This is a genomic window from Quyinboa sediminis (assembly GCF_042219855.1).
Lineage (GTDB): Bacteria > Bacteroidota > Bacteroidia > Bacteroidales > UBA5342 > JBHJHP01.
Map to the genome: position 1 here is coordinate 21,075 of NZ_JBHJHP010000001.1, position 21,337 is coordinate 42,411.

A 21,337-nucleotide genomic window follows, 5' to 3' on the forward strand; every position below is an offset into this window, starting at 1 on the left:
CAATTATGAAACTTAAAGTTGTTATTCAGTTAGTTGTTGTCCTGATCCTTGGATTTTTTATCGGTTTTTTGACCAACAGCAGTATTGTGTCAAAAAAAATAAAAAACTACAACTGGAGAAGGGGAGAAGTAGTCTTCTGGACACGCACGCTTGATGAAATTCATGCTTCGCAGGAGCAGAGAGATAAGATAATGCCAATTGTGTTCAAGTATTCTGATAAAGGGCATCAGATAATGAGGGACGCTGCAAAGGAGATTGAACCGCTCTGGGAAGATATGGAAGAGGAAATTGCGCCTATTCTTACTCAGGATCAGCTGAACGTTGTAGAAGATATTAAGAAACGACGAATTGAGAAGTTCAGAGAGAGAATGAAAAATCAGGGACGGAATAATGATCGTTGGAGAGACGGAAGACGCGACAGTTCGGATCATGGTAAAAGATCCCAGGGGCCGCCACCTCCGCCACCACCCGGAGATAATTAATATCCATCGGGATTGTTAAAGTAATCCCGGATACCGATGGCCGGTTTTTGGTCCAGAACTTTATGATCCGGAATTATAAGTTGGGTAACCTGCTTTCCTTTGAGCTTATTGTCAGTTACAAACGTCTCATTCAAATTTACGGAACTCAGGTGATATTTGTCCCCCTGATTATGATAAACTATGGTGGCGACATATTGAATATCATCTCCAAACAGGTCATTATTCCCCTTAACATAATACGATTTACCCAGTACAGATTTTTTTGTGCTGCTGCCTTTAATGATACATTTGATTACTACACCTTCGTTTTTTAAAAGGTATAATTCGCCTTCATAATATTTAATATAGGCATCCTGTGTGGTAATCAGGTCCGGATCCAGATTTTTAAAGGCTATGTGTATTAATGTGTCTCCATCGAATGGTTCAGAATCAAGAAGTTCCAACTGATACTGATATAAATTTTCATCTGAAAAGATACTGGTATGACTTCTAACCACATCATAGTTAAGCAATTCATCCATGTTGGTCATGCCGGTTTTGAACGGAACCTCCCGGTAGTTGCGCTTGGTACTTAAAAAGGAATATGTTCTGCTTTTAAAAAGCTCTGCAGGGGTTTGGAATTTGTAGCCTGAATCATCGGTAATTGTTCCCTGTGATTCCGTAACCCGGTTTATATTCCCGGCGATGTACGTATTTTTATAATTAAAATTGTAAATGAACGGATCAGAAATGAAGTTTTCTTCCACGTTTTTTATCGCTTTTCTCACATAACCATACAAAACTTTAGATTCTGCTTCTATGTTTATGCTAACTATTTCGTAATTAATGGGTTTTAGTTCAATCACAGCGTTTTCAACTTTTTCAAGTTCTGATAATTTAAAACGCTTTGCGGAAAATCCGATAACCGAAATAAAAATGTTACTGTTTTCAAGTTCTTCGGGATAAGTCAGGATAAAATTTCCTTCTTCGTCGGTGGATGTTCCTGTGAGTGTATTTTCAATAACGATATTCGCAAACGGGATGCCTTCTCCGTTATATTCATTTACAATTTTACCACGAATTTCTCTTTCAGATTTTTTTAGGAAATCCATATCAGATTTATCTGTGACCTGGGAGAATGTAAAACTGCCTGAATATAATGTTGTTACGATGATTGCGATAAGTGTAAAGTATGTGTGACCTGCCCTTCTGAATCTACTTTTCATGAAGTTGTTTTTTTATCTATATTTGGGGTAAAATTAGAAAAAAAAACTGTATGAAGAATAGACTGGGGCTTAGCTTCTTAATCCTGGCAATATTATTTGCAGGAGGATGTGTTTCCAAGAAAAAGTATCTTGCAATGGAAACATTAAAAAACCAGTATGTGAAGCAGGCAACCAATTTGCAAAAGGAGAACGATGAGCTGAAGAGTGATCTTGCAAATTCTGAAAAGGAGTTCGATGAGTTTAATCAGAATCTGCGGTACAGTAATTCGGTAAAGGATGGAGATCTTTCAGAATTAGCCGCAAAACTGAAGGAGATGGAGGAGAACTTTAACAGAGCACAGACAGAGCTTTCGCGTACGCAGGATTTATATAAGGACCAGCGATTTTACAATACACAGGCAAGCAATGAAATTACCAGGCTCGAATTTGCTATTGAGCAGTTAAAGCGGGATACTATAAGTATCAATTACTCTTTAAAACTGGCCAGGGAAAAGAACGATCAGGTTCAGAAGAGATTGCAGGAAAGGGTGGATCAGATTAATGATAAGAACAGTGAAATTGCAAGGCTTCAAAATGAGATGGCCGCAAAGGATGAAGTATTAAAACAGGTGGAAGCCCAGCTGGCAGAACAAAAGACAAAAATTGATGCTATAAATACAGCCTTTATTGAATTAAGAAAAGATATGTTGAGGGCCAAGGCAAACAATACAATAATCGACCCGGGTACTGATCCTAATGTAGCTAAAATCAGTAAGACTCTGGGACATTATTAAGAAAATGTATCCCTTAACCATTCCCTGAGTTGAATGGCACTGTCGAAAACAATATCTGCGCCTGCTTCTGACAGCGTTTTATTTTTGAGTTTCCCTGTATTGACAGCAACAGTAAATATTCCGGCAGCTTTGGCTGCCTGAACACCCAACGGAGCATTTTCTATAACAATGGCTTCAGAAGCTTTGCATCCCATAAGGGATAATGCTTTATGATAGGGTTCCGGGGCAGGCTTCCCTCTTTCCACATCTTCACCGGTTATAAAAGAATCCTTAAAACGATTATTGTAATGGTGATTGATATAATTGATTAAGGATTTTTGTGAAGAACCGGTAACAACACAAAGGTTAAATGATCTGTCGTGAAGGAACTCTATTATTTCCGGCATTCCGGCAATCAGATCAGCCTTTCCCATTTCATTCATGAGCTCTGTTTTTCTGGCATACAACTCTTCAATTGTATTTTGATCCGGTGTTTCGTTCAGGATATCTTTAAATACTTCTACTATTGTTTCCCGGCCGGGTCTTCCTTCGTTCATATAGATCATCTCAGTGGGATAATCCACGTTGATTGTTTTGAATGTTTCTTTCCATGATTTTTCATGCAATGGCATGGAGTTATATAACACGCCATCCATATCGAATAAAAAAGCATTTATATTATTAACGTTCATGGGTTGTTTTAATATTAGTCTTCTACCTTAAAAGGAGTAATTAAAGGAATTGTTTATAGTATAGTAAAGATTATCAACTCCACTGGGTGTTAAAGAGTCATAGTCAATTTTAAAAAACAGATTAAATGAAAAGTTTTTACGGATGTCAATTTTCAAACGCGATTCACTCCATATTCTGTAGTCCTCAGGATCTGAATAGTCAGGCTCATAGTAAGTGCTGTGCTGTAATTTCGTGTTTTCACTCATTTGCCAGCTAAAGTTTAACAGGGAACTGAATTTTACAAGGCTTTTGCGGTTAATAATCTCGGCGTTTTCATATAATTCATTCAGATAAATGGTGTAAGCGACGAGACTGAGGGAGAACTTTTGAGACGAAGCAATCTTAAAACGAGGGCCACCACCAAGGATATTGCGGTATTTCAACTTTTTTACATCATTATAGTCATATTGATAGATGGCTTCAGCGGATATGAATTTTTCAGGTACCATGAAATTGTAAATTATACCGAAGTTCCCTTTGTTAATATTTTTTTCTTTATCTACCTGATCCAGAACAATATCACCAAATATCATATAGGTGTTCAGGCTGTCATTGTACTGAAGTTTCATGCGGGAACCATTCTGTATAATATCTTTATTATTGTGTGTAAAGTTTAACGAGTAACTCAATTCTCCCTGAATACCCCGGACCGGATTTTTTGATCGCCTTTCATCAAGGCTGATGATCTGGGAAAACGCATTGAGAGTGAAAAGAAGAGCCGTTAACGTAATTATGAGCCGCATGGTACAAGCATTAATTCTGAGGACAAAAATAAAAAAAGAAATGAAAGCTTCTAAAATTGCAATTATTCGTTTGCATGATTATCTTTGCTCGCTATTAAAAAACTGATAAAAATCAGGGTTATAACGTTTTTATGCCAATTATTTCAGAAAGAGGAATACGCATGCCGAAGTCCCCGATTCGTAAATTGGGGCCAATTTCGGATCAGGCTAAAGCCGACGGAGTAAAGGTATACCACCTGAACATCGGTCAGCCTGATCTTCCTTCGCCTCCCGAGGCATTGGAAGCTATTCGTAATATTCAGCGAACCATACTGGAGTATTCGCCAAGTGAAGGATATTTAAGCTACAGGAAAAAACTGGCGGAATATTATCATACGTTTAATATTGATGTTACAGCAGAAGATATTATCGTCACAACCGGTGGAAGCGAGGCGGTGACCTTTGCTTTTATGTCATGTCTTGATCCGGGAGATGAAATTATTGTACCGGAACCCTCATATGCCAACTATACTGCTTTTGCCATAGCTGCAGGTGCGATAATAAAAACGATTCCTTCGCATATTGAAGATGGTTTTGCCCTCCCACCTGTTGAAAAGTTTGAGGAACTGATAACAGACAGGACGAAAGGGATTATGATATGTAACCCGAATAACCCTACCGGTTATCTTTATACGCAGAAGGAGCTTGACAGCATAAGGGATCTGGTGAAGAAGTATGACCTTTTCCTGTTTTCTGATGAAGTATACAGAGAGTTTTGTTATACCGGTGCACCGTATATCTCCGCTTTTCATTTGGAAGGAATTGAGGATAATGTAATACTGTTTGACTCGGTATCAAAACGTTACAGCGAATGTGGAATACGGATTGGAGCTCTGGTGTCAAAGAACAAGGCGGTGAAGGATAACGTAATTAAATTCTGCCAGGCCAGATTAAGTCCGCCATTGATTGGCCAGATTGCTGGTGAAGCTTCGCTTGGAACCTCGCAGGAATACATGCTGAATGTTTATAATCAGTATGTTGAACGCCGTAAGTTTCTGGTGGACCGGTTGAACCGGATTAACGGAGTGTACTGTCCCATACCAATGGGGGCGTTTTATTGCGTGGCCCGCTTACCTATTGATGATGCGGATCGCTTTTGTGCCTGGTTGTTAAGTGACTACAGGCTGAATAATGAAACGATATTTATGGCACCTATGTCAGGGTTTTATACGACCCCGGACCTGGGCAAGGATGAAGTTAGAATTGCATACGTCTTAAATAAGGACGATCTGCGAAAAAGTGTGATCATTCTTGAAGAAGCATTGAAAGTCTATCCCGGCAGAACAATTTAGGAACTGCTTAACATTATATAAGAGGCACTGAATTTTAATCAGTGCCTTTTTTTTCTACATTTGTGAAAATTCATTACAACGTTGAATCTCGAATATTTTATAGCAAAAAACATTTATAAAGGCAGTTCAGAAAGTACCCGGTTTTCGGGACCTGCTGTAAAGGTTGCTATTGCCGGTATTGCTCTCGGACTTGCTGTAATGATTATCTCTGTAGCTATTGTTACAGGGTTTAAAAAGGAAATCAGGGCAAAAGTTATTGGCTTCGGATCCCACATCCGAATTTCAAATTTTGATAATAACAACAGCTTTGAGACGGTACCCATAAAAGCGGATACTTCATTTGTTGCCTCATTGTATAAAATTGAAGGGGTAAAAAAAATTCAGTCCTATGCAACAAAACCCGGAATCATAAAACATGGCGATGCTGTACAGGGTGTTATTCTCAAAGGTTTTGATACTGATTTTGACCACTCTTTTATCGATCAGAACCTGGTGAGTGGTAAACCGGTTCAGTTTGGAAGCGGTACCCGGAATGACAGTGTCATGATTTCTGAACGGCTGGCTAAAATGATGCATCTGAAGTTAGGGGATAAATTTAATACCTTCTTCTTCCAGAATAAAATAAGGGCGCGCAGTTTTTATGTCAAAGGTATTTTTCGCACGAATTTTCCTGAGTTTGACAAGCTGTTTGTTCTTGTCGATATCCGGCATATAAAAAAACTCAATAACTGGAATGATAACCAGGTGAGTGGTTTTGAGATTATTATTGATGATTTTGATCATCTGGATCAGATCGGGCGGGAAGTTTTTCTTAAAACAGCAAATAAATTTGATGACAAGGGCTCATCTCTTTTATCCAGAACCATAAAGGAATTGCATCCGGATATATTTGGCTGGCTGGATTTGCTGGATATGAATGTATGGATTATTCTGGCTTTAATGCTCACAGTGGCCTCTTTTAATATGATATCAGGTGTACTGATCCTTATTCTTGAACGGACTGCAACAATCGGGTTACTCAAATCTCTTGGGGCCAGAAACTGGTCTGTCAGGAAAATCTTTTTATATAATGCCTCCTTTCTTATACTTAAGGGATTGTTCTGGGGAAATGTAATTGGAGTTCTGCTTTGTCTTGCCCAGTATTATTTCAGGTTTATTCCGCTTGATCCTGTAAATTACTATGTGGATACCGTTCCAATAAATCTGAAACTGTGGCATGTTCTGGCATTAAATGCCGGATCCATGATTATGATTGTCTTAATGATGGTTTTGCCTTCTTACATTATTACAAAGATCAATCCTTCAAAAACAATGAAATTTGAGTAATATGGTTGGGTTTCCTGAGTGGTTGGCAGAGCGTTTAAAACATGAACTTCCAGGAAAGGAAGCTCAGTTGAAAATGGTACCTCCGGCAAGCAGAACCAATCGTTTTGAGCCAATGCTTAATCCCGTTTTAAGCGGTGTGCTTTTGCTCCTCTTTAAAAAGGGGGAGAAGTGGCAGACCGTTTTTATTAAACGTCCGGTGTACAATGGTGCCCACAGCGGTCAGATAAGTTTGCCGGGTGGTAAAAAAGAAGAAGCAGATAAAGATCTGTCAGCAACTGCTTTACGCGAGACTTTTGAAGAAGTTGGTGTAAATCCGGACGATGTTCAGCTTTTAGGCAAACTAACAACGGTTCAGATTCCTGTAAGTGGTTTTATTGTTGAACCATACGTGGGCTATATTGGTTATGAACCCATATTTATTCCGGATCCTGGTGAGGTAAAAGAGGTGATTACAGCAGAGCTGAGTTTATTTACTGATCCTGATATAAGAGATGTATTTACTTTCGTTAGGGGAACTTTCTCAATAGAAGCACCATATTATAAGTTGCATGGTGAAAAACTCTGGGGAGCCACGGCCATGATGATAAGCGAGTTCGAGGAAATTTGGAGAGAGTATTCTGAAAAGCGAACAACGAAGTAAAAAAATGATACTTTTGTAAGTCAATACAGAAAAACTAAAAACAAGGTATAAATGAAAAACAAGAGCACGGCTTTCTTTGGACACCCGATAGGCCTGTTAACACTGTTCTCTACAGAGATGTGGGAGCGGTTTAATTATTATGGCATGCGGGCATTACTTATGTTGTTTTTAACAGCTTCATTCGCCACCGGCGGATTTGGAATGGAGCAAAATGCAGCACAGGTCATTTATGGTATTTTTACAGGAATGGTGTATGTAACACCGATTATTGGTGGTATGCTGGCAGATAAAATTCTGGGTCAGCGTAAAACCATCTACATAGGTGCCATGACCATGGCTATAGGTCAGTTTTTACTGGCATATTCAGCCATAATCAGTCCTGCTAATTATGAATATAAGCAAACAATATTCTTTATTGGTTTAGGTGTGCTTATCTGTGGGAACGGTTTTTTTAAGCCGAATATTTCCACAATGGTAGGTGATCTGTACGAAATTAGCGATCCAAGGCGCGATGGTGCATTTACAATTTTCTATATGGGTATCAACATCGGAGCCACTATTGGTCCGCTTATCTCAGGATGGTTGGGTGAAGATATAGCATGGGAATACGGTTTTCTGGCTGCAGCAGTCGCCATGTTAATTGGCTTTACCTGGTTCTACTTTTCACATGGGGCGCTTGGAACAACCGGTATGCCTCCGAAGTATAACAGAACCAAAACTACTCTTACAGGAAAGGACCGGTTGGATATCGTATTATACATTGCAGGTATTATTGGTTTGGTAACGATTTTCGTTCTTGGGTGGAAAGAAATCCCAAGTGTAATTCAAAATATTCTTGTCATAGGTGTTGCTATTTTTGCTGTTGGTTACTTAGGCCGGATTATTTACAAGAATACCAATGGGAAAACAGAGTGGAGTCGTGTTACGGTTATTCTGATACTTGCGTTGGTTAATATCTTTTTCTGGAGTGGATTTGAGCAGACAGGAAGTACATTTAATATATTTATCAGGGATCAGGTAGACAGAACCATTGGTAGTTTTGAGGTTCCTGCAACATGGTTCCAGACAATCAATGCCATATTTATAGTCGTGTTCGCACCTTTATTTACCATTTTGTGGGCCAAGCTGGATAAATGGAAAATTAATCCGAATACACCAATGAAGTTCTCATGGAGTTTGTTTCTGTTGAGTGCGGGATTTGTGGTTATGGCATTTGCAAATGAAAGAGCTTCTTCCGGTATTTTAGTTAGTCCGCTTTGGCTGGTGGCTGTATTTATGTTACATACCTGGGGTGAGTTGTTTATGTCACCTATTGGTTTGTCTATGGTTACAAAATTGTCTCCTGCAAAACTGGTTTCTACTATGATGGGAATCTGGATGGGGTCATTTGCACTGGGGAACTACCTGGCAGCAATGTTAAAACCAATTGTCGAGAAATTTGATTTGCCACTTTATTGGTTCATTGCCATTGAAACGGCCATAGTTGGTGTGATTATGGCTATTGCAGCTCCATTCCTGAAAAAAATGATGAAGGGTTTGAAGTAATATTACTTATATATACCATATGAGACCCCGGAATTTATCCGGGGTTTTTTGTTTACCCTTATGACTTTTATCAGTTCATGAAATTCTATTGGAATATTTCGCTACATTTGCTTTTTAGGTATTTCATTTAACATCTAAACACATAACAATGAGCAAAGAACGACATCATCCAAGAGGATTAATGATCTTGTTTTTTACCGAGATGTGGGAACGGTTTGGTTACTATCTGATGCTCGGTATTTTTACACTTTACATGACAGAGTCCAAAGGTGCATCCTTTCCCGGACTGGGGATGAGTAAATTTGAAGCCGCTGATATATATGGAACATATCTGGCTCTGGTTTATCTGACTCCGTTTTTTGGAGGACTTCTGGCAGACCGGGTTTTCGGTTACAGACTCTCCATTTATCTAGGAGGCTCACTGATGGCATTGGGCTACATCGGATTATCCATTCCGGACAGCATGCCAGTTTTTTATAGTTCGCTGCTGCTGATAATCCTCGGGAATGGTTTGTTTAAACCCAACATTTCTGTGCTTCTTGGAAAACTCTATGAGAAACCGGAATATGAAGCCCGAAAGGATAATGGGTTTAATATATTCTATATGGGCATAAATATCGGTGCTTTCGTATGCAACTTTGTGGCTGCATATCTTCGTTTAACCTATGGCTGGGGCTGGGCATTTGCAGCTGCCGGTATCGGAATGTTTGTCGGATTGATATGGTTCACATATGGAAACTTTTCCACACCGGAACTTAAAGAGGCTGATAAAATAGCTCCAAAGAGAGAAAACGATATGAGCCTTTTGCGTATATTTTCAACTATGTTTTTGCCCGCATTTGGTGCTGCTGCCCTGGGCTGGTTGATTCCCAATAATATTTTCGGAAGCGACTCAACTGATGCATTTATCTTTTTCTGTTTACCGGTACTTTATTATTTCTATAATGTATGGCGGACAGCGGATAAAAATGAGAAGGAACCTATTGCAGCCCTTCTGGCCATATTTGGTGTAGTCATTATATTCTGGGCTGTTTTTCACCAGAACGGATCAGCCCTGACTTACTGGACACAATACAATACCAAGCGCGATGTTGGGCAAAATACCGAAATGGTATTGAATAAAATAGCCAGTACCGAGGAGGTTTCAACTGTTCCGCGAGAGCGGGAGATTGTAGGATTGCATGGAGAGCCCCGGGGAACTGAAATTGGAATGAGTTATTATTTTGACAACTACACCGGGGAATTGCCCAAGGGTAATCTTGAAGGAAAACCGGCAGACATTTCAGAAGAAACCTGGGATGCTATTCCAAAGGATGAACGCTCGGATTATGGTAAGCTTAAGTTATGGCCAACCGAACTTCAGGCATCAATAAATCCGGGTTTTGTTGTACTCCTGACTCCTTTAGTTGTGGCATTTTTTGGATTTCTAAGACGACGTAAAAAAGAACCGACCACACCCGGGAAAATTGCATGGGGAATGCTGATATCGGCCTTTTCCTGGCTGATTATGGTGGCAGCAGCAATTTTTTCAAAGAATGGCGCAGATAAAGCTTCTGTTTTCTGGCTCTTTGGTGTTTACGGGGTAATAACAATAGGAGAGCTTTGCCTGAGTCCGATGGGTTTATCCCTGGTCTCTAAGATGGCCCCTAAACGAATTGCGGCATTAATGATGGGGGGCTGGTTCTTATCAACAGCCATTGGCAATAAACTGTCCGGTGTGTTATCGGGAATGTGGGATCTGTTTGAGAAAAAGTCCAATTTTTTCCTGACGAATGCTATTCTCACATTCGGTGCATTTCTTGTTATTTTCTTTATCATGAAATGGCTTAAGAGGGTCTACACAGAACATGTAATCAGTAAACAATAAAAGAAAAGAGCGTTGCAGGGATGCAACGCTCTTTTTTTGAATGATTGATTTGAATTAACGGATATCTTCTGTTAAAAACAATGGTTTTTGTTTGAGTAAGATATCAACGTATTGTGCACGCGTATACTGCGTTTTGTCTTTAATATTTATGTGTGCGAGTTTACCTCTGAAATCATCAAGTGACTTATATCCTTTTGATGTCATCCAGCCATCCAGCCTATCCAGAATTGTTGGAATATGTTTCCATCCCCATTTATATATAACGCTTACAATCTGAACTGAATTGGCACCGGCAAGAATCATACTCACTACATCGTTCCAGGTATATATTCCGGTATTACTGACGATATCGGCTTCAATTTTACCGTACAATAAACCAGCAAATCTTAAAGCGTATAAGCGCTCTTCGGGTTCAGTGTAATCCCAGCTTAAAGCAAATTCTTCCTTGTGTGTATCAATGGTCGGTAAAAACAATCGGTTGAACAACACAAACGAATTGGCTCCTGCCTTATCAAGTCGCTCTATCAGGTTTAACGGATTTGTATAATATCGGCTCAGCTTTACCTGAACCGGAAGATTTGTTGCCTTTTTCACGGCTTCTACAATCCTGACCTGGTAATCTTCAATTTCCTTAGCAGTCCGTTCAAGCTTTTTAGGCGTATCATAAAAGTTCAGTTCAAGGCCGGCAATACCGGTTTCTGCAAGTGCTTTTGCATATTCTACCCAGGTTTGTTCAAACACACAGTTAATGCTTGCAAATACGGGTATATTAACTGCATTAACAGCTGCTTTTAATTTTAAAATATGTTCACCGGGCCCGCTATGCTCCACAACCGGAAACAGGTTTGTCATTTCTGCATTACGATCATCATACTGATGAAGCTGTTCGTCAAGCTCATATGCCTCGCGCATAATCTGTTCTTCGAATAAACTTTTAAAAACGATGGCAGAAATACCGGCTTCTTCTAATTCCTTTAACTTTTCGGGATGATTTGATAGGCTGCAGGCCCCTAAAACAAGTGGGTTTTTAAGTTCAACACCCATTAACTTTGTAGTGAGATTATTCATGGCATTTTTGTTTTAAAAACATTTGGATTCTCCGAAAAGTTTAATTGAATTTTGAATTTTGCGTATAAAAGCTAAGTAAGTTGCGGATTAAGGATAGCTATGGTTTGTTAATCAGGGGATTACTGAAAGAAGAAAAATTAGGTATGCTTAAACTGATTTATGATCAAAAAAGGCTGTTTATTGTTACGATGAACCTATGAGTCCATATAATGCTCTTCGAAATAGCTGAAGGTGTACGTTTTATTTATGCCGTTCACCGATACGTGAATTTCTTTTGTTTTGGTGTCAATTCTTAAGTCGTCAAATGTATGCTTACTGAAATTCCGGTATACCCTAACATCAGGCATTAGTTGTTTTTGAATGAAAAAAACAGCAAAGCGTCCCTCTGCATTCCGGGCTTTAAAAACCATTTCGTAAGCGTAATAGTCGGGATAAAAGAGCCTGACCGGTTCCTGAGGTGTAACTTCAGATTTGTAAAGCTCTTCAAAAAATGCCAGTTCCGGTTTTTCAGAATACCTGCAGGGGATCAGTTCTTCATAATCAATATCAAGTATGCCCCACAGATCGTTCTTTTTAGCATAGTAGAAAAAAAGAATATCCTTAGTACCAAATTCTTCTATGTTATCGTATAAATAGTTGTTCATTCAAGACGGTTGACGGGAAAATATTATCCTGTCCGATAATTCAGCATATTTAATATTAATTTTTAATCCTGAATTGCAAAGAAAATCAATTCATTCCTAAAAATATAAAATTATTATAACATTAATCTAAAATCAACACGTATTTGTAATTAGTTTGTTAAGAATGTATAATTGGCGTTTTTACTTCATCGGTGGATGTCTTAAATTCGTACTGTTCAGGATGCGGAACGCAATGTTATTTATAACAAAAAACAGTAACGATGATTCATGGTAAAAACAGAATAGGGAATGCACTGAGTAATTTGGGGTCAAACACATACAACACAATGGATCCGGCTAAAAACAGAGCTCTTGAGGGTTCTTTCTTCGCTGCGACCCGGGATGAAGTAAACAATACCATGCAAAAGGCATTAAAGGCCTTCTTTGTGTACCGGAATGTTCCGGCACATAAGAGAGCCGAATTTCTGCTGGCAGTTGCAGACGAAATAATGGCGACGGGTGATGCGCTGTTAGAAAGAGCTTCAGCAGAAACAGCCCTGCCGGTTGAACGTATTAAAAGTGAACGGGCACGGACTGTTGTACAACTGAAACTTTATGCCGGTTTAATCAAAGAAGGATCATGGGTAAATGCCAGTATTGATCATGGCGATCCTGACAGAAAGCCTAATCCTAAACCTGATTTACGCAGAATGTATTTGCCTATTGGTCCTGTGGTGGTATTTACTGCCAGTAATTTTCCATTGGCCTATTCCACTGCAGGTGGAGATACCGCTTCAGCATTAGCTGCAGGAAATCCTGTAATTGTAAAGTCTCATCCGTCTCATGCAGGAACAAATGAAATGGTGGCTGATGCCATAAATCGTGCGGCGGAGCGCACCGGAATGCCGGATGGTGTATTTTCGTCCTTGAATGATAATGGGTTCAGCGTTGGTGAACAACTCGTTAAGCATCCGTTGACCAAAGCAGTAGGATTCACCGGTTCGTTCAAAGGGGGCATGGCTTTGTGGCGGCTGGCAAATGAACGGGACGTTCCGATTCCTGTTTTTTCTGAGATGGGCAGTACCAATCCGGTTTACTTTCTGGATGAAACCTTACAAAAAAACAGTGTTCAGCTGGCAAAAACGATGGCGTCATCCATTACTCTAGGTGCCGGACAGTTTTGTACCAATCCGGGACTTATGGTCGGAATAAAAAGTAAGGCGCTGGAACATTTTTCTGAAGTGCTTGATGAGGAATTTCAAAAGGTTGTTCCTTCTGTAATGTTAAGTGAAGGAATTGCCGGTAACTATTTGGACGGACTTGAAAAAGCACTTCATCAAAAAGATGTTAAGCTTTTAACAAAGTCACCTCACCTGACTGATTTAGAAAATGCAGGTGTTCCCGGAGTGGCTACAGTGGATTTTAAAACATTCAGAACAAATCCTCTATTGCACGAGGAAATATTCGGACCATTTTCGTTGTTGGTAATCTGTGAAAACATGGATGAGATGATTGAATTTGCTTTCCTGCAAAAAGGCCAGCTGACTACGTCGGTTTTTGGAACAGATTCTGATTTTAATAGCGCCGGTGATCTGATTAAGCGGCTGATAGATAAAGCAGGACGGCTAATATTTAATGGTGTTCCAACCGGAGTAGAAGTCACCACTTCGATTCAGCATGGGGGACCTTATCCGGCAACTACTGACAGTAGATTTACCTCTGTAGGCCCGGATGCCATACTCAGGTTTGTTCGACCTGTTGCTTTTCAGAATGCTCCGGAAGCATTGTTGCCGGAAGAACTGAAAGACAAAAATATATTAGGGATCTGGCGTAAATTAAACGGTAAACTTGGAAAAGATTAACGGATTATCTCATCCAGTATCTTTTTATTCTCATCCGATAATTTGTTGTTTCTTGATTTAAGTTCAGCAAGTATGTCACTTGCTTTATCCCGATGTAGGCTCCGCATAGCTTTAAACATTACGCCGGTATACACTTTGTAAGTTGTAAATAATACCACCTTATAATTCTTAAGTGAAGGCAGGCGTTTTGCGAACAGCTTCCATTCCTTATCAGGATGCTGGAACATGAGAAACATACCTTGTGTCCAGCAACCCAGTAAAACATAATCTGACCCGGAAAGTAAATCATCACTGTAATCATCAATGGATTTAACTGTAACAGAATTTCCTTTTTGTTTCAGATAATAAGCTATTTCGCGGGCGAATGCGTTTGTAGTTCCCTTTTTACTTCTGAATAAAATGGTTATTTTCATTGGTGTCGGAAATTAAGAAGACAACTGTTTGGACTAAACTTTTGTAAATTCAGATTTGTTTTGTAAAAATAGTAATATTATAGCCCATGCCCAATAAAGAAAATGTAAAACGACCCATTTTTATTGTTTCGGGTGGTAAGGGGGTAGCCGGACACACAATGGTTCAATCCCTTATTATTCAGTATCCTGACAATAAGGTCCCCGTGAATATTATTCCCAATGTTCAGAACCGGGAAAAAATAGAGGAAGTAGTCAGAAAGGTAAAAACCAATAACGGACTCCTGTGTCATACGATGGTAAATGGAAAACTAAGGAAAATCCTGGTGGATGCCTGCAAAAAACATGAGGTTGATCATATTGATTTTATGGGGCCACTGGCTGATTTTCTTGAAAATGAGCTTGGACTGAAATCGGTAAATGTGCCGGGTTTGTATCGAAGGATAAATGCCCAGTATTTCGACAGGATAGAGGCGATAGAATTTGCGATGAACCATGATGATGGATTAAATCATGATCGCTTAAAAAAAGCAGAGATTGTATTGATTGGTGTTTCCCGAAGTGGAAAAACGCCATTAAGTGTTTATATGTCAATGTATGGTTGGAAAGTAGCTAATATTCCCATCGTTCTGGGAATTGATCCTCCACCGGAATTATTTCAGATTGATCCCCAGCGTGTGTTTGCATTAAAAATATCACCTCAGAGTCTTATTGCTCAAAGACATAAGCGACTGGCGCAAATGAATAATCTGAGTAATTCAGAATATATTGATTCAATTGCGGTGAACAGGGAGATAAGAAATTTCAATCTGATTATTGAACGAGGAGGATTTAGTACTGTAAATGTGACAAATAAACCGATTGAAACATCTGCCAATGAGATAATAGGTATGGTATCAGAACGTTTTGGAAGTGATTTTCCGCATGAATCTCCGGTTAGTTAGACCTTTTTTTGACCACAATACTGCAATTATATGCTTCCTTTTGTATTTTATCCGGAAATTCAGGATAGGGCGTAACGGATACAAGTTTAAAAATGAGATTCTGTACTACTATGTTGTCGGGAAATATCTCTGATCTGTTTGTGTTCAAAACAAAGGAAGTATCTTTTTCGTGATCAGAAAAAGAGAACACTGCGGCTGCATTTCCTTCCCAGACACATTCCACTCCTAATGGACATCGGGAGTCTGAGCTTATGCTGTCAAAACAGAGTGTAAAACCTTCATCGGAATTAATTCTGACTTGCTGATAACGGAAAGTAACCGTGTCATTCAAGTTAATCGCATAATGTCTTTCACTGGCAGGTTCATTTTCACATGCTGAAAGCACCAGAAGAATTAAGACGGTTAATAGAAGTTTATACATATTATTTATTTGATTTAAAGAAAGCTTATCAACAAGAATGGTTGCATGTATTTCTGTATTAAAATGTCTTAATTCATAATTTCATTAAAGTGACTATTCGCCTAAAAATTGTACTTTTACGGCTTGAAATTTAACAATTATTTGAATGGGAAAATTTAGCTGGATAGGAGGTGGCCTTGGTTTTATACTTGGAGGAGGTCCTATAGGCGCAATTTTAGGAGCTGCACTGGGCTATGTGGTCGATGAAATGAAAACCGGCGCAAAAACGCAGAACTATCAGTCATACAGGGGATCTGCACAACAGACATATCAGAGAAGTGCAACAAGGGGAGATTTTAACATTTCTTTTCTGGTATTAATAGCCGCTGTGATGAAAGCCGACGGAAAAGTCCTCAGATCAGAACTGGATTATGTTAAAGATAATTTTGTAAGGATGTTTGGTGCTGATGCCGCGAAGGAAGCGGTGAGGATGCTGGGCGATCTTATCAAACAAAATATTCCGGTGCGGGATGTTTGTATGCAGATTACGCGCAATATAGATCACCCGTCAAGGTTACAGTTGTTGCACTTGTTGTTTGGTGTTTCTGCCGCTGATGGAAACGTTGATCCCAAAGAACTTGAGTTGTTACAGAAAATTGCCGGTTACTTCAATATCTCAGACAGTGACTTTAACTCAATCAAATCGATGTTTGTAAGCGATATTTATTGGCCGTATAAAGTTCTGGAAATCGAAAGAAGTTCATCGAATGAGGAGGTAAAGAAAGCGTACCGGAAAATGGCGCTTAAATTTCATCCGGATAAGGTGAGCCATCTGAGCGAAGAAGTTGTTGTTCAGGCTAAAGAAAAGTTTCAGAAAGTCAGCGAAGCGTATGAGGCGATAAAGAAAGAACGTGGAATGAATTAATCAGCAATTGATAATATCTGAATAAGGGCAACGTTCATGAATTACATAAACACTGTTTTTTATCTAATATCTTAATATTATTTTTGCCGTTCAAAAAAACAAATACATGTTAAAAGGAATTTTATCAATATCAGGAAAACCCGGACTTTATAAAATGGTCACACAGGGTAAAAACAGCATAATTGTTGAATCATTACTTGATGGTAAGCGTATCCCTGCGCATTCATTTGCAAAGGTAATTTCTTTAGAAGACATTGCCATTTTTACCGAAACTGAGGAAGTGCCATTGGCGGACGTTTTTAAAGCAATTATTGAAAAAGAGGGTGAAGGTAATCCCGCCCCGGATGCCAAAAGTATATCAGGCGATGATCTTAAAACGTATTTTGAAGAGATTTTGCCGGAATACGACCGGGACAGGGTTTATGTTTCAGACATGAAGAAAGTGTTGGCCTGGTATAACTTACTGCTGGAAAATGATCTTCTGAAAACGGATGTAGAAGAGGACTCAAATGACGGTGAGGAGGGTATAGCTGATACAGAAGAAAAGGAATAGTAGGGTTCTTAGAATAAAAGAAAAAGGCCGGATCAGGATTGATCCGGCCTTTGTGTTATCGCATAAAGCGATAAGCAATCACCACTCTGGACTAAGCCAAAACTCAACATTTAAACAATCCGATAACCCCATGGAGTCCATTCGAATAAAATATTATGATATTTGAAATAAAAGTTTCCTTTAATTCTTACTTTAACAACACCTTCAGGAAGTACTTTAATATGCGTAGGACGCTCAACTAAAATGAATCCTCTGTTAGGAATATGTCTGTAAAACATTCCGTTATGTACATAGTATCTTGAACCATCAATATGAACAGCCATGAAATTCCTTGGGGGCTTAACCACCAGATGCGGACGTGTCTGAACAGGTAACCTTTTATGATAAGTTCTTTGATGCTTATACTTTACTGGTCTGTTGTTAAATACAACCGGTCCCTGGTTCTTATAATGATTACCGGTGTAGTTGTAGTTTTTATATTTATAAGTGGATTGTTCTTTTCTTTGTTCCACTTTTTCATGTCTGTTATCTCTGGTATTATGATTATTAGATCTGGCTCTGTTTCTTTCCTGAGCCTTTACGCCTGATAATGTGAATGCAACCATTAACACCATCGCGAGTACCCTGTATTTTGTTATTGTTTTCATGATTACTGATTTTAAGTTAAACTAATCAGCGCGCTTGAAAACAATTATGCAAATGGTGTGCCAAATTCAGAATTCAGCGTTTTTCAATATATGAACTTGTTGATATAGTGGAAGTTGTTAGATTTAATTTCAATGATGTATATTCCACGGGACAAGTCCGGATTTTTCAAATAGAACATGCCGTATTTGGTTTCATCATATATGGTTTGGTCGGTCATTGTTCTGTCAATATGCTTATTGAATACAACTCTTCCATTCAGGTCGTAAATATAAAGATCAGCTCCCGTTTCGTTTAATCCTTTTAAGTCAAACTTTAAGGTGTCAATAATAATGGATGGATAGACACTTACCGGATAATCATCAAACGTTGGGAGAGTTGTTTTTACCTGCAGGTAAGCTTCACCTGTTTCACCACCTGCCGAGCCATCCATCTGAATCCAGTAGGTTTTACCCGGTATAAGATCAGATACCGTAAATATCTCAGCAGAATAATCTGACTCATGCGCATCATCATTTGCAGCAATCAGTGTATAATCTGACTCATTTCCGCTCATTATATCTTCCCAGGTGCCGGTTGCAACAGCATCATAGAGTGCCAGCTGATTATCAAATCCTGTAGAAGTAATTCCAACTTTACCGGTCATTGGCGCTTTAAATTTAAACCAGACACTGTTTTGCAAACCACCCTCAGTGCACCAGCTTATCTGATTGTTACAGTTCCCTTCTTCAGGTGCCGGTTCATTGGCTTCAACTGTGGCATATGCATTACTGAACGGACCTTCGAGCTCATTAATGGTCAACTCATAAGCATCAGCGATGTCATCATAGGGCACAACAACACTTTGAATTTTTATACTATCCGTGGTTTCACAGGTGCCCAGAAATCCCCTGACTTTTATCCAGATTTCCGGTGACTGAATGTTAAAAGTCAATATAGGGCCTGTTGTTTCAGGATAATCTGTTGTTCCCGGCCAAATATAGCCATCAGCTCCATGTGCTATAATAGTAACCGGTTTTCCCCTGGCAACAATATCATCGCCCACACCATTTATCAGAAATATCTCCGGTTCAGTAACTACTTCCAGTACCTGGTATTTGGTAATCGTATCATTACCGAGATTACTGTAAGCAACCAGTCTGGCATCCAGAAATCCAACTTCCGGTAAATTCATGGAAAGATTTTCACTTGCCGCATAGGTCATCACAGTATCAAGTACTTCGTTTGCATTGAACAATATCCACCTGAAAGAGTCTACTGCACCAACTGTTGTGTTAATTAAGGAAACTTCATTATCCATACAGTAATTTGGGCGTTCAGCAACAAATCCTGCAACCGGCGCTTCCATGTTTTTAGCATAAGCTCTTACACATAAATCAAAGTCATTATCTGCTGTTATCCCCACATCCTCCCAGTTTAGGCCATCACTGCTGATCCACTGGTAACCAACCGGCTCAAGCCGCGGATTAGAAAATCCGGATTCTACGGTTTCAATTGGAATCGGCCAGCTGTAACCAGGTGTTTCATACCTGATCTGCACATAAAAATCACCTGTGTCAATCTCTGATGACATTTCAAAAGAGTGGTAGCCGGGGAACCGGCATATTTTTGTGGACAGTACTTCTATTGTATCTTTAAGGTAAGAACCGTCCCATGTTTTAGCTACAACAGCATCCAGAATTGTACCTCCTGTATTTACATACGATCCTATACGGTTTATAACCTGTTTTACAGGGGCATGATACTTAACAAGGGCATAGCTTACTTCACGGTTACCGGCATCCTTTATACCCCAGGAGGTGATCGCACCAAGTTGATCGTACAGGTAGAGTGTATCCACTTCATCTGTTTCTATTCTTCCCGGATAAAGTGATATTTCCTTCCCAACATACTTATCATAGTAGGATACATAAAAATACCCGTTCAGTCCCCAGTCATCTCCCCATGAATTTTTAATGATCCAGGCCCCTTTGCCCGGAGGATTCCCGGTAGCGATATTATTGACTACCATATTATCGTCCCATCCAACAATGGTTACACCGTGATCTACGGGTAGTACATCATTATAGTAATACGTAAAGGATGCTGAATTATAATGGGTGTAAAAATTATTGGTACTCATGCTGGTAGCAACTGCACCATATTTTACTATAAGCTGTTTAATGTTATCAATGCCCGAGGCCATATACATTTGTGTTACATATGCCGGATATTCGGTTTTATCTGTTACAGAAGTACATCCTTCAACCTTCATATTTGAATACGGATCGGCGGTTTCGTATACAGGTCCGGATAAGCGTGTCAGGTAAGCAGCTGCCAGAAAAGCATTTCCTCCATCGTATGGCGACCATTCAAATCCATGACAGTTGGCAAAATTTCTGACTGATAGTGCGACCTCAGGAAGGCCCAGTTTCATCCAGTAGGATTCCAGAGACGCTGAAGCTGCAAAAGCCCAGCATGTACCGTAAACGCCCTGATCCTTAATGGATGATACATAGTTTTCACCATTTACATCTCTGAGGTCAAAATACTCAGGTAACATCTCTGCACTCTTCAGTTCCATGTCAGAATAATGCACATTAAAAGGGTGAGGACGGTAGTTTCTGTATTCTTCCGGATGTTCAAGAAAATTCCGGTAGTCACTTTTAAAGGGTGCTTTACTAATATCCTGAGATAATACAGAAAACCAAACCATACAACAAAGAAGTACTGCTACACTAAACCTTCCCATCATTTCCTTGAATTAAATAAAGTCCTTAATGTTAATTTTATCAGGTAAAAACATGGTTGCGTCTCCACCATGACGTAAAATATCTCTGACAATAGTTGAATTAACCGGAGTTTGTTCCGGCGTTGTAAGCAGGAATACAGATTCAATACCGGACATTTTTTTGTTTATCTGAGCTATGGCGCGCTCATATTCAAAGTCAGCAGAAGTTCGTATTCCTCTTAGAATAAACCGGGCGCCGGCATCCTTGGCAAATTCCACCGTCAGGCCGTCATAACCTCTGACTGTAATTGCAGGTTCATCTTCAAAAACTTTTTCAATCATAGCCATACGGGCACTTAAAGAAAAGTAGGTATTTTTGTTTGAGTTGTATCCAACGGCTACTATAATCTCATCAAAAAGGGACAAACCTCGTTTCACTATGGCTTCATGACCAATGGTAATCGGATCAAAGCTTCCGGGAAATATCGCTACTTTTTTATCACTCATCTTTTTATATTGTTACGACAGAGAAACAAAGGTAAAAAAAACCATTAATTAATACACATTTAATATA

The 21,337-nt window shown here is 39.3% G+C and carries 21 protein-coding genes; 11 read left to right on the forward strand and 10 right to left on the reverse strand.

All coding sequences use genetic code 11. From position 1 onward, the window contains the following. Positions 1–5 precede the first annotated feature (5 nt). Positions 6–482, forward strand: coding sequence for a hypothetical protein (locus ACE1EF_RS00120; protein ID WP_375718560.1), 477 nt, complete (start codon positions 6–8; stop codon positions 480–482). Here ACE1EF_RS00120 and ACE1EF_RS00125 read toward each other — a convergent pair. Continuing rightward, positions 479–1,687 (reverse strand): carboxypeptidase-like regulatory domain-containing protein, encoded by a 1,209-nt coding sequence (locus tag ACE1EF_RS00125; protein ID WP_375718561.1) that lies wholly within the window; start codon positions 1,685–1,687, stop codon positions 479–481. The two genes, ACE1EF_RS00120 and ACE1EF_RS00125, sit on opposite strands and share 4 nt — an antisense overlap. 50 nt (positions 1,688–1,737) lie before the next feature. Here ACE1EF_RS00125 and ACE1EF_RS00130 point away from each other — a divergent pair, with 50 nt between their 5' ends. Beyond that, positions 1,738–2,460: a hypothetical protein gene (locus tag ACE1EF_RS00130; RefSeq protein ID WP_375718562.1), complete on the forward strand. Its 723-nt coding sequence runs from the start codon at positions 1,738–1,740 to the stop codon at positions 2,458–2,460. Here the strand turns inward: ACE1EF_RS00130 and ACE1EF_RS00135 are convergent. Together ACE1EF_RS00135 and ACE1EF_RS00140 are read right to left on the reverse strand one after the other, a co-directional pair. After that, entirely contained in the window at positions 2,457–3,131 is a 675-nt protein-coding gene (locus ACE1EF_RS00135) for an HAD family hydrolase (protein WP_375718563.1), read from the reverse strand. The genes ACE1EF_RS00130 and ACE1EF_RS00135 overlap by 4 nt on opposite strands. Positions 3,132–3,158: 27 nt before the next feature. Then, the gene (locus tag ACE1EF_RS00140) at positions 3,159–3,914 is read right to left on the reverse strand and encodes a DUF481 domain-containing protein (RefSeq protein WP_375718564.1); all 756 of its coding nucleotides are present in this window, start codon (positions 3,912–3,914) and stop codon (positions 3,159–3,161) included. A gap of 131 nt (positions 3,915–4,045) precedes the next feature. Here ACE1EF_RS00140 and ACE1EF_RS00145 point away from each other — a divergent pair, with 131 nt between their 5' ends. The 5 genes from ACE1EF_RS00145 (at position 4,046) to ACE1EF_RS00165 (ending at position 10,623) form a co-directional block, all read left to right on the forward strand. After that, positions 4,046–5,245, forward strand: a complete 1,200-nt coding sequence (locus ACE1EF_RS00145) for a pyridoxal phosphate-dependent aminotransferase (protein ID WP_375718565.1) — start codon at positions 4,046–4,048, stop codon at positions 5,243–5,245. 81 nt (positions 5,246–5,326) lie between these two features. Next, positions 5,327–6,571, forward strand: a complete 1,245-nt coding sequence (locus ACE1EF_RS00150) for an ABC transporter permease (RefSeq protein ID WP_375718566.1) — start codon at positions 5,327–5,329, stop codon at positions 6,569–6,571. Between the two features lies 1 nt (position 6,572). Then, on the forward strand, positions 6,573–7,211 hold the full coding sequence (locus ACE1EF_RS00155) for an NUDIX hydrolase (RefSeq protein ID WP_375718567.1): 639 nt from the start codon (positions 6,573–6,575) through the stop codon (positions 7,209–7,211). A gap of 51 nt (positions 7,212–7,262) precedes the next feature. Next, complete coding sequence (locus ACE1EF_RS00160) at positions 7,263–8,756, forward strand: peptide MFS transporter (protein ID WP_375718568.1); 1,494 nt, start codon at positions 7,263–7,265, stop codon at positions 8,754–8,756. Between the two features lie 148 nt (positions 8,757–8,904). Continuing rightward, positions 8,905–10,623, forward strand: a complete 1,719-nt coding sequence (locus ACE1EF_RS00165; RefSeq protein WP_375718569.1) for a peptide MFS transporter — start codon at positions 8,905–8,907, stop codon at positions 10,621–10,623. Between the two features lie 54 nt (positions 10,624–10,677). Here the strand turns inward: ACE1EF_RS00165 and ACE1EF_RS00170 are convergent, their stop codons facing one another. Together ACE1EF_RS00170 and ACE1EF_RS00175 are read right to left on the reverse strand one after the other, a co-directional pair. Beyond that, positions 10,678–11,691 (reverse strand): dihydroorotate dehydrogenase-like protein, encoded by a 1,014-nt coding sequence (locus ACE1EF_RS00170; RefSeq protein WP_375718570.1) that lies wholly within the window; start codon positions 11,689–11,691, stop codon positions 10,678–10,680. 194 nt (positions 11,692–11,885) lie between these two features. Then, a complete protein-coding gene (locus tag ACE1EF_RS00175) occupies positions 11,886–12,335 on the reverse strand; it encodes a hypothetical protein (protein WP_375718571.1) in 450 nt (149 codons plus the stop codon). Between the two features lie 260 nt (positions 12,336–12,595). Between ACE1EF_RS00175 and ACE1EF_RS00180 the strand changes: the two genes are divergently transcribed. Then, complete coding sequence (locus tag ACE1EF_RS00180) at positions 12,596–14,176, forward strand: aldehyde dehydrogenase (NADP(+)) (RefSeq protein WP_375718572.1); 1,581 nt, start codon at positions 12,596–12,598, stop codon at positions 14,174–14,176. Here the strand turns inward: ACE1EF_RS00180 and ACE1EF_RS00185 are convergent. Next, a complete protein-coding gene (locus tag ACE1EF_RS00185) occupies positions 14,173–14,589 on the reverse strand; it encodes a flavodoxin family protein (protein WP_375718573.1) in 417 nt (138 codons plus the stop codon). The genes ACE1EF_RS00180 and ACE1EF_RS00185 overlap by 4 nt on opposite strands. An 86-nt stretch (positions 14,590–14,675) precedes the next feature. On the opposite strand from ACE1EF_RS00185, the gene ACE1EF_RS00190 reads away from it, so the two are divergent. After that, the gene (locus ACE1EF_RS00190) at positions 14,676–15,530 is read left to right on the forward strand and encodes a pyruvate, water dikinase regulatory protein (RefSeq protein ID WP_375718574.1); all 855 of its coding nucleotides are present in this window, start codon (positions 14,676–14,678) and stop codon (positions 15,528–15,530) included. On the opposite strand, the gene ACE1EF_RS00195 is transcribed toward ACE1EF_RS00190, so the two are convergent. Continuing rightward, positions 15,523–15,951 carry a hypothetical protein gene (locus ACE1EF_RS00195; protein ID WP_375718575.1) on the reverse strand — a complete coding sequence of 143 codons (429 nt, stop codon included), beginning with the start codon at positions 15,949–15,951 and terminating at the stop codon, positions 15,523–15,525. The two genes, ACE1EF_RS00190 and ACE1EF_RS00195, sit on opposite strands and share 8 nt — an antisense overlap. A gap of 145 nt (positions 15,952–16,096) precedes the next feature. On the opposite strand from ACE1EF_RS00195, the gene ACE1EF_RS00200 reads away from it, so the two are divergent. Both ACE1EF_RS00200 and ACE1EF_RS00205 read left to right on the forward strand, forming a co-directional pair. Then, a complete protein-coding gene (locus ACE1EF_RS00200) occupies positions 16,097–16,855 on the forward strand; it encodes a TerB family tellurite resistance protein (RefSeq protein ID WP_375718576.1) in 759 nt (252 codons plus the stop codon). Between the two features lie 106 nt (positions 16,856–16,961). After that, a complete protein-coding gene (locus tag ACE1EF_RS00205; protein WP_375718577.1) occupies positions 16,962–17,408 on the forward strand; it encodes a DUF5606 family protein in 447 nt (148 codons plus the stop codon). A gap of 110 nt (positions 17,409–17,518) precedes the next feature. Here the strand turns inward: ACE1EF_RS00205 and ACE1EF_RS00210 are convergent, their stop codons facing one another. The 3 genes from ACE1EF_RS00210 to coaD all read right to left on the reverse strand — a co-directional run bounded on the left by ACE1EF_RS00210 (position 17,519) and on the right by coaD (position 21,270). Next, positions 17,519–18,055 (reverse strand): hypothetical protein, encoded by a 537-nt coding sequence (locus ACE1EF_RS00210; RefSeq protein ID WP_375718578.1) that lies wholly within the window; start codon positions 18,053–18,055, stop codon positions 17,519–17,521. Between the two features lie 83 nt (positions 18,056–18,138). Next, the gene (locus ACE1EF_RS00215) at positions 18,139–20,787 is read right to left on the reverse strand and encodes a C1 family peptidase (protein ID WP_375718579.1); all 2,649 of its coding nucleotides are present in this window, start codon (positions 20,785–20,787) and stop codon (positions 18,139–18,141) included. A gap of 9 nt (positions 20,788–20,796) precedes the next feature. Then, a complete protein-coding gene (gene coaD / locus ACE1EF_RS00220) occupies positions 20,797–21,270 on the reverse strand; it encodes a pantetheine-phosphate adenylyltransferase (RefSeq protein WP_375718580.1) in 474 nt (157 codons plus the stop codon). Positions 21,271–21,337 lie beyond the last annotated feature (67 nt).